This window comes from Streptomyces albiflavescens (assembly GCF_014645835.1).
Lineage (GTDB): Bacteria > Actinomycetota > Actinomycetes > Streptomycetales > Streptomycetaceae > Streptomyces > Streptomyces albiflavescens.
Window position 1 is genome coordinate 59,804 of record NZ_BMMM01000022.1, and the last position, 6,537, is coordinate 66,340.

The window sequence follows — 6,537 nt, forward strand, 5'->3', positions numbered from 1 at the left end:
GACCTTCTCCGGTTCGGTGAACGGTGCGCATTTCACGCTAACCAGGCTTCGCCAGGGCCGCGCGCCGAGTGGGGCGGCCTGCACCACACTGGAGAGCGAGCACAGGTGGTCGTCGACAGGACGGGGCACTGGATGATGATGCACGCGTGGGAAGTGGCCCGGCCCGGGCCGATCGACGGGGATCCGCTGCGCTACGTCGAGAAGCCGGTGCCGGTGGCGGGGCCCGACGAGCTCCTCGTGCACGTCCGAGCGTGCGGGGTGTGCCGCACCGATCTGCATGTCACCGAGGGCGACCTGCCCGTGCGCCGGCCGGGGGTGACGCCGGGGCACGAGGTCGTCGGCGTCGTCGCGGGGACCGGCGACGACGTGAGCGGCTTCGCCCTCGGTGACCGGGTGGGCGTCGCCTGGCTGCGCCGTACGGACGGCACGTGCCGGTACTGTCTGCGCGGCTCGGAGAATCTCTGCCCGGCGTCCCGATACACCGGCTGGGACGCCGACGGTGGTTACGCGGAGTACACGACCGTCCCGGCCGCCTACGCGTACCGGCTGCCCGACGACGTGGACGACATCGCCCTGGCACCGCTGCTGTGCGCGGGCATCATCGGCTACCGCGCGCTGCTGAGGGCCTCGCTGCCGCCCGGCGGGCGGCTCGGGCTGTACGGCTTCGGCGGCAGCGCCCACCTGTGCGCGCAGCTCGCCGTCGCGCAGGGCGCCACCGTGCACGTCCTGACCCGCGATCCGGCCGCACGCCGGCTGGCGCTCGACCTCGGCGCCGGGTCCGCCCGCGGAGCGTACGACGAGCCCCCCGAGCCGCTGGACAGCGCGATCCTGTTCGCGCCGGTCGGTGACCTGGTCCCGGTCGCGCTGCGGGCACTCGACCGGGGCGGGGTCCTGTCGGTCGCGGGGATCCACCTGAGCGACACCCCACCGCTGCGCTACGAGCGCGAGCTGTTCTACGAGAAGGAACTGCGCAGCGTCACCTCCAACACGCGCGAGGACGGCCGGACCTTCCTGGCGCTCGCGGCCCGGCACGGCGTCCGCGCGACGACGCACCCCTACCCGCTGTCCGAGGCACAGCAAGCCCTCAAGGACCTCAAGGCGGGCCGTTTCGACGGGGCTGCCGTACTGGTGAACGATCTTCCGCCGCAGCACTGAGCATGCGGGCCCGCCGCTCGCGTGCATGGATGGACTCAGGCGTGTAGGGCGGTGGAGGTGGCATGGCGGGCCGAGGCGGTGAGGACTCCGGCGGCATGCGGACGCCGTTCGCTGCCATGGACGACGCCGTCGAGTCGATCGGCACCACCTTGGACGAGCGGGCCACATGTACCGAGCTCGCCGCATTCGCGTGCCGGCACTTCTGCGACGCCGCGGCGGTGGATCTGCTGCCCGCGGACGTCCCGGCCACCCAGAAAACGCCGGATCCGAACCTCGCCCGCGTCGCCACCGCGGGCAACTCCGAGCTGCTGACCCCGTGGACCCCGCACGGCGCGCGGCCGCTGACCATCCGGGCGCTGGACGAGGGGCACCCGATCACCGCCTCGATCGATCTGTCCGGGCTGGTCCCGCGCCGGGTCATGACCGTGCCCCTGCTCGCGCACGGGCGCCTGTACGGGGTCCTGCTGGCCGTCCGGCAGGGGCCGGCGTTCACCGACGCGGAGACCACCGGCACGCACTACGCCGCACGCCTCGCGGCCGTCCACCTCGGCCATTCACGCCAGCACAGCGCCATGCGCAGTACGGTCCTCAGCCTCCAGCGGGCGCTGCTGTCCGAACCCGGCCGACCGCATCCGAACCTCGATCTGGCCACCCGCTATCTGCCGGCCGGGGGCAGCACTCTGGTGGGCGGGGACTGGTTCGAGGCCGTACGGCTGCACTTCGGGCGCACCCTGCTGGTCGTGGGCGACGTCATGGGGCACGGACTGGACGCGGCGGTGGACATGAACGCGTACCGGTCGATGCTGCGCTACGTCGCCTCCACGGATCTGCCGCCGTACCGGGTGCTGCGGCGCCTGGACGCCGCGGTCGCCGAGGACGGCATCCGGCGTCCGGCCACCTGTCTGCTCGTCCAGGTCGACCCGGCACGCGGTACGGCGGCGATGGCCGCGGCCGGACACCTGCCTCCGGTGGTGTTCGCCGGGGACGGCACCGGCGAACTGCTGGAGCTGCCGGTCGGTCCCCCGCTGGGCACCGGGATCGGGGGCTACGAACCTGCCACCCGCGCGCTCGCGCCCGACGACACCCTGCTGATGTTCACCGACGGTCTGGTGGAGCGCCGCAGCGAGGACATCGACGAGTCGCTCGCCCGGCTGGCCGGGCTGCGGCTGCCGCCGGGGGCGGCCGTCGAAGCGCAGCTCGACGAGATCCTCCTCAAGCTCGACGCCCGTCATGCGGAGGACGATGTGGCGGTCCTGGCCGCCCGCATCCGTCGCCGCCACCCGACGTGACGCCGGTCAGCGGGCGCTCCGCCGACGCCGCCCGGCGAGGACTTCGCCCAGTGTGGCCGCGGGGCTGAGCACGTCCCAGGCACCGTGCGCGCGAAGCAGCCGGTGGGTGTGGCGCGTGCACAGCAGACCGAAATCCATGTCGGCGCGCCCGACCCGCTCGCGGAACCGCAGCACCATGCCGAGGCCGTTGCTGTCGATGAAGGTCGTGGGGCGCAGGTCCACGATGTACAACCTTGCGGGCAGGGCCGCGACCGAGTCCAGCCACGGGTGCACGTGGAGGACGGCGGCCAGGTCGATGTCGCCGCGCAGCTCGACGAGCAGCAGACCGGCTCCCGCGTAGAGGTGGGCGTGGTCGCTGGGCGGTGGCCAGGAGACGCCGTTGATCCGCTCCAAGGCGTGCTCGCTCACGCTGTCCGGTTCCGTTCTGTGGGCGGCGCGCGGGCACGTCTCGTGCCGAACGCGGCCTGGTCACGGTGGCATCCGGAGGCGACTGCCCGCGCGTCCCGACACGGGTTCGTGCGGTGGTGCTGCATCCCCGCACCGCACAAGCCCGCGCCGGAACTCCCCCCGGGCGGCTCCCCCTTGAACCGTGGGCAGTTTCTGTTCTACCTTCGCCACATGGTCGGGGCATCAACGCCCGCTCACCAGCGAAACAACGTGGGGGCGGCGGCAGCTGGGCCGGGTGGTGCGGGATGCGTCCTCACCTCGCGCTGATAGAAGACGATCCCGATTTCGCACTGATGTGCCGCACCTATCTGGAGCGTGCGGGGTTCACCGTCATGTGGGCGATCGACGCCCGGGCCGGCAAGGCCGCCATGTACGAAGGCGGCATCGACCTCGTCGTCCTCGATCTGGGGCTGCCGGACGGCAGTGGCCTGGAACTGCTGCGCGCCCTGCGCTCCACCAGCCGCCTTCCGGTGATCGTCGTCTCCGGGCGCGGCGGTGAGGCGGACCGGGTGGCGGGCCTGGAGATCGGCGCGGACGACTACCTGGTCAAGCCCTTCTCGCAGCGCGAACTCGTCGCCAGGATCCGTGCGGTGCTGCGCCGGTCCCAGCCGCCCGACGTGCCGGTCGTCCTGGAGGTCGGAGCGCTGCGCGTCGACACGGCGGCGCACCAGGCCGCCGTCGCAGGCATCCCGCTGACGCTGCGGCCCAAAGAGTACGCCCTGTTGGAGTTGCTGGCCCGCTCCCCCGGCCGGGTCTTCTCCGCCGAGCAGCTGCTCGAGCAGATCTGGGGAGCGTCCTGGCAGCAGCCCGCGACCGTCGTCGAACACGTCTACCGGCTGCGCGGCAAGCTCTCCGGACTCCCCACGCCCGCACCGCGGATCACCACGGTGCGCGGCTTCGGCTACCGACTCGATCCCTGAGGGCCGTCATGTCCGCGAGCGTCCCGCATCCTGCCCCGGACTTCCGGAGCCTGTTCGACTCGACACTCTCCCCGCTGCTCGTCCTCGCGCCCGACTTCACGATCGTGGAGGTCAACCGGGCGTACCTGACGGCCACGCGCACCGACCGGAGCATCGTCGGGCACGCCGTCTTCGACGTGTTCCCCGACAACCCGGACGACCCGTCGGCGAACGGAGTGGCGAACCTGCGCCGCTCGCTGCAGGCCGTGGTGGACACCGGCCGTACGGACACGATGGCGTTGCAGCGCTACGACATACCGACGGGCGAGTCGGGCGCGTTCGTCGAGCGGTACTGGAGCCCGGTCAACACACCGGTGGTGGACGGCGACGGCCGGGTGACGCACATCATCCACCGGGTCGAGGACGTCACCGACTTCGTCCATCTGCGCCGGGTCGGGCGCGAGCAGGAACGTGCCGTCGCCGAGGCACAGATGCGTGCCGAGGGCATGGAGATCGATCTGTTCGTCCGTGCCCGGGAGATCCGCGAGGTCAATGAGCAGCTCAGCCGTGCCAACGCCGAACTCGACGCGGCGGGACGGACGTTGCAGGAGGAACAGCAGGCCAAGGACCGCTTCATCGCCACCCTTTCGCACGAGTTGCGCAATCCGCTCGCGGCCGCCACCGCGGCCACCGAACTGCTCGCGTTCGATCTGCCGGAGGGTCATCCGGCGCTGTCGGTCCTGGACCGGCAGTTGGGCACGCTGGCGCGGATGAGCAACGATCTGCTCGACGGGACGCGGGCGGTGACCGGGCGTCTGGAGCTGGTACGCGAGCGGACGGACCTGTGCGCCGTCGTGCACGGCGCCTGCGCGGACATCCACGGCCTGTTCGGTCACGACGGCCGTACGCTCGACGTCGGTCTGCCCGCCGGTCCGGTGCTCGTGCACGGGGACCGGCTGCGGCTGGCCCAGGTGTTGACCAATCTGCTGTCCAACGCGCTCAAGTACACACTGCCGGGCGGCCGTACGCGGGTGCGCCTGTCGACGGAAGCCGGACAGACGCGCCTCTGCGTCGAGGACGACGGGATCGGTTTCGAGCCGGGGCAGGCCGAGGAACTGTTCGGGGTCTTCATGCGGGCGGCTCCTGCGGGCCCCAGCACCCCCGAGGGGCTCGGCCTGGGGCTCGCGGTGGCCCGGACCATCGTCGAGCTCCACGGCGGCCGGATCACCGCGCACAGCGACGGACCGGGGACCGGCGCCTCGTTCACCGTGCTGCTTCCACTCGCCCTCGCCGACACTCCGCAGCCGCGCCGCGCGAGGCCCGCCCACCCCGCGCCACGGCAGCTGGCCATCCTGATCGTCGAGGACAACACCGACCTGGCCACGACCTATCGCACCCTGCTGGAGCGGCAGGGGCACCACGTCACGGCCGTGCACACCGGCGCGGACGCTCTCACGGCCACCGCGTCCCACCTCTTCGACGTCGTCCTGTGCGACCTGGGGCTGCCGGACATCGACGGCTACACGATCGCCCGCGAGGTGCGCTCCCGCCCGTACGGCGACAGGCTGCGCCTCATCGCGGTCTCCGGGTTCAGCCAGGGCGCCGACCACGGGCAGTCCCGGGCGGCGGGGTTCGACGCCCACGTGGCCAAGCCGCTCCCCCTCGCGGACCTGCTGGAACTCCTGGCGGGCGGCTCCGAGCGGGAGTGAGCGTCGCCCCATGGCCGACGGATGTCTTCCCCCTTGTGCCGGGCTGTGCTTGCCTGGGGAACCCTTTCGGCGGGCGGGGCAGGAGTTGCGTCATGCGAAGGCCGTGGATCGTGGGGGCGTTGCTGGCCGGGTTGCTGCTCGGCGGCTGCGGGGATCCGGCATCGGGACCCGGGGCGGCTCCGCCCACCCCGGCAGAGCCCGGTGCCTCCCGGTCACCGTCCTCGACCACGCGTCAGCGGGCGGCCGCCTCCCCCACCACTCCGGCGCAGGCCCCCTCCGTGCTGTATCTCGGGGACTCGCTCGCCATGGAGAACCAAAAGGTGCTCGGACAGTCCCTGCGGGACGAACTGCACGCGCGCTACACGAGCGCCCCATACTCGGGGACAACCCTGTGCGACTACCTGGAAGGCACCGGGGAGAGGTCGCTCGTGCCGACCGCGGACAAGGCGGCCGCGCTGGTGCGCACGCTGCGGCCCGACTTCGTGGTGCTGCAGTTCTGGGGCAACTCCTGGGGCTACACGCCCTGCATGGACGGAATCACCTACGACGCGAACCGGAACACGTACTTCTCGCGCTTCTCGGCGGACGCGGAGCGGTTGACCGATCAGATCGCGCGGGCGGGAGGCGCCCGGCCTCCGAAGGTCGTGTGGGTGCTGCAGGGGCCGGACCCCATCACTCCTGACCGGGTCCGGCGGGTGAACGCGCTGTACGAGAGGCGTGCCCACACCTCCGGCGACCTCGTCACCGACGCCGGCCGGACGGTGAGCCCCGCGTCGGCCCGCTACACCTGGGCGCAGTACCTGCCGTGCACCTCGTACGAGCACGACCATTCCGCGTACTGCACCCAGCCGAATCGCGACCGCACCGCCCTGCACCGCGACGACGACTACCTGCACTTCTGCCTGGCGCCCACCACGTCCACACCGAAGCCGTGCCCGGTTCGCTCGCCGGGGATCGTGCGCATCACCCGGGAGATCACCCGGACGATCGCCGCGCAGGTGCGCTAGGGCCTGTCGTCACATTCCCGTCTGCCCCGCG

At 72.1% G+C, this 6,537-nt stretch carries 6 protein-coding genes; 5 read left to right on the forward strand and 1 reads right to left on the reverse strand.

What is annotated here, in order from left to right; genetic code table 11:
- The first annotated feature begins 138 nt into the window (after positions 1-138).
- Positions 139-1,155, forward strand: coding sequence for a zinc-binding alcohol dehydrogenase family protein (locus IEY95_RS41030; protein ID WP_189191439.1), 1,017 nt, complete (start codon positions 139-141; stop codon positions 1,153-1,155).
- Positions 1,156-1,217: 62 nt separating this feature from the next.
- On the forward strand, positions 1,218-2,444 hold the full coding sequence (locus tag IEY95_RS41035; protein WP_189191345.1) for a PP2C family protein-serine/threonine phosphatase: 1,227 nt from the start codon (positions 1,218-1,220) through the stop codon (positions 2,442-2,444).
- A 6-nt stretch (positions 2,445-2,450) separates the two neighbouring features.
- On the opposite strand, the gene IEY95_RS41040 is transcribed toward IEY95_RS41035, so the two are convergent.
- Positions 2,451-2,852 carry an STAS domain-containing protein gene (locus tag IEY95_RS41040; protein ID WP_229703703.1) on the reverse strand — a complete coding sequence of 134 codons (402 nt, stop codon included), beginning with the start codon at positions 2,850-2,852 and terminating at the stop codon, positions 2,451-2,453.
- 284 nt (positions 2,853-3,136) lie between these two features.
- Between IEY95_RS41040 and IEY95_RS41045 the strand changes: the two genes are divergently transcribed.
- From IEY95_RS41045 to IEY95_RS41055, 3 genes are all read left to right on the forward strand, one after another.
- Complete coding sequence (locus IEY95_RS41045; protein ID WP_189191346.1) at positions 3,137-3,811, forward strand: response regulator transcription factor; 675 nt, start codon at positions 3,137-3,139, stop codon at positions 3,809-3,811.
- Positions 3,812-3,819: 8 nt separating this feature from the next.
- Positions 3,820-5,499: a hybrid sensor histidine kinase/response regulator gene (locus IEY95_RS41050; RefSeq protein WP_189191347.1), complete on the forward strand. Its 1,680-nt coding sequence runs from the start codon at positions 3,820-3,822 to the stop codon at positions 5,497-5,499.
- 92 nt (positions 5,500-5,591) lie between these two features.
- The gene (locus IEY95_RS41055) at positions 5,592-6,506 is read left to right on the forward strand and encodes an SGNH/GDSL hydrolase family protein (protein ID WP_189191348.1); all 915 of its coding nucleotides are present in this window, start codon (positions 5,592-5,594) and stop codon (positions 6,504-6,506) included.
- Positions 6,507-6,537 lie beyond the last annotated feature (31 nt).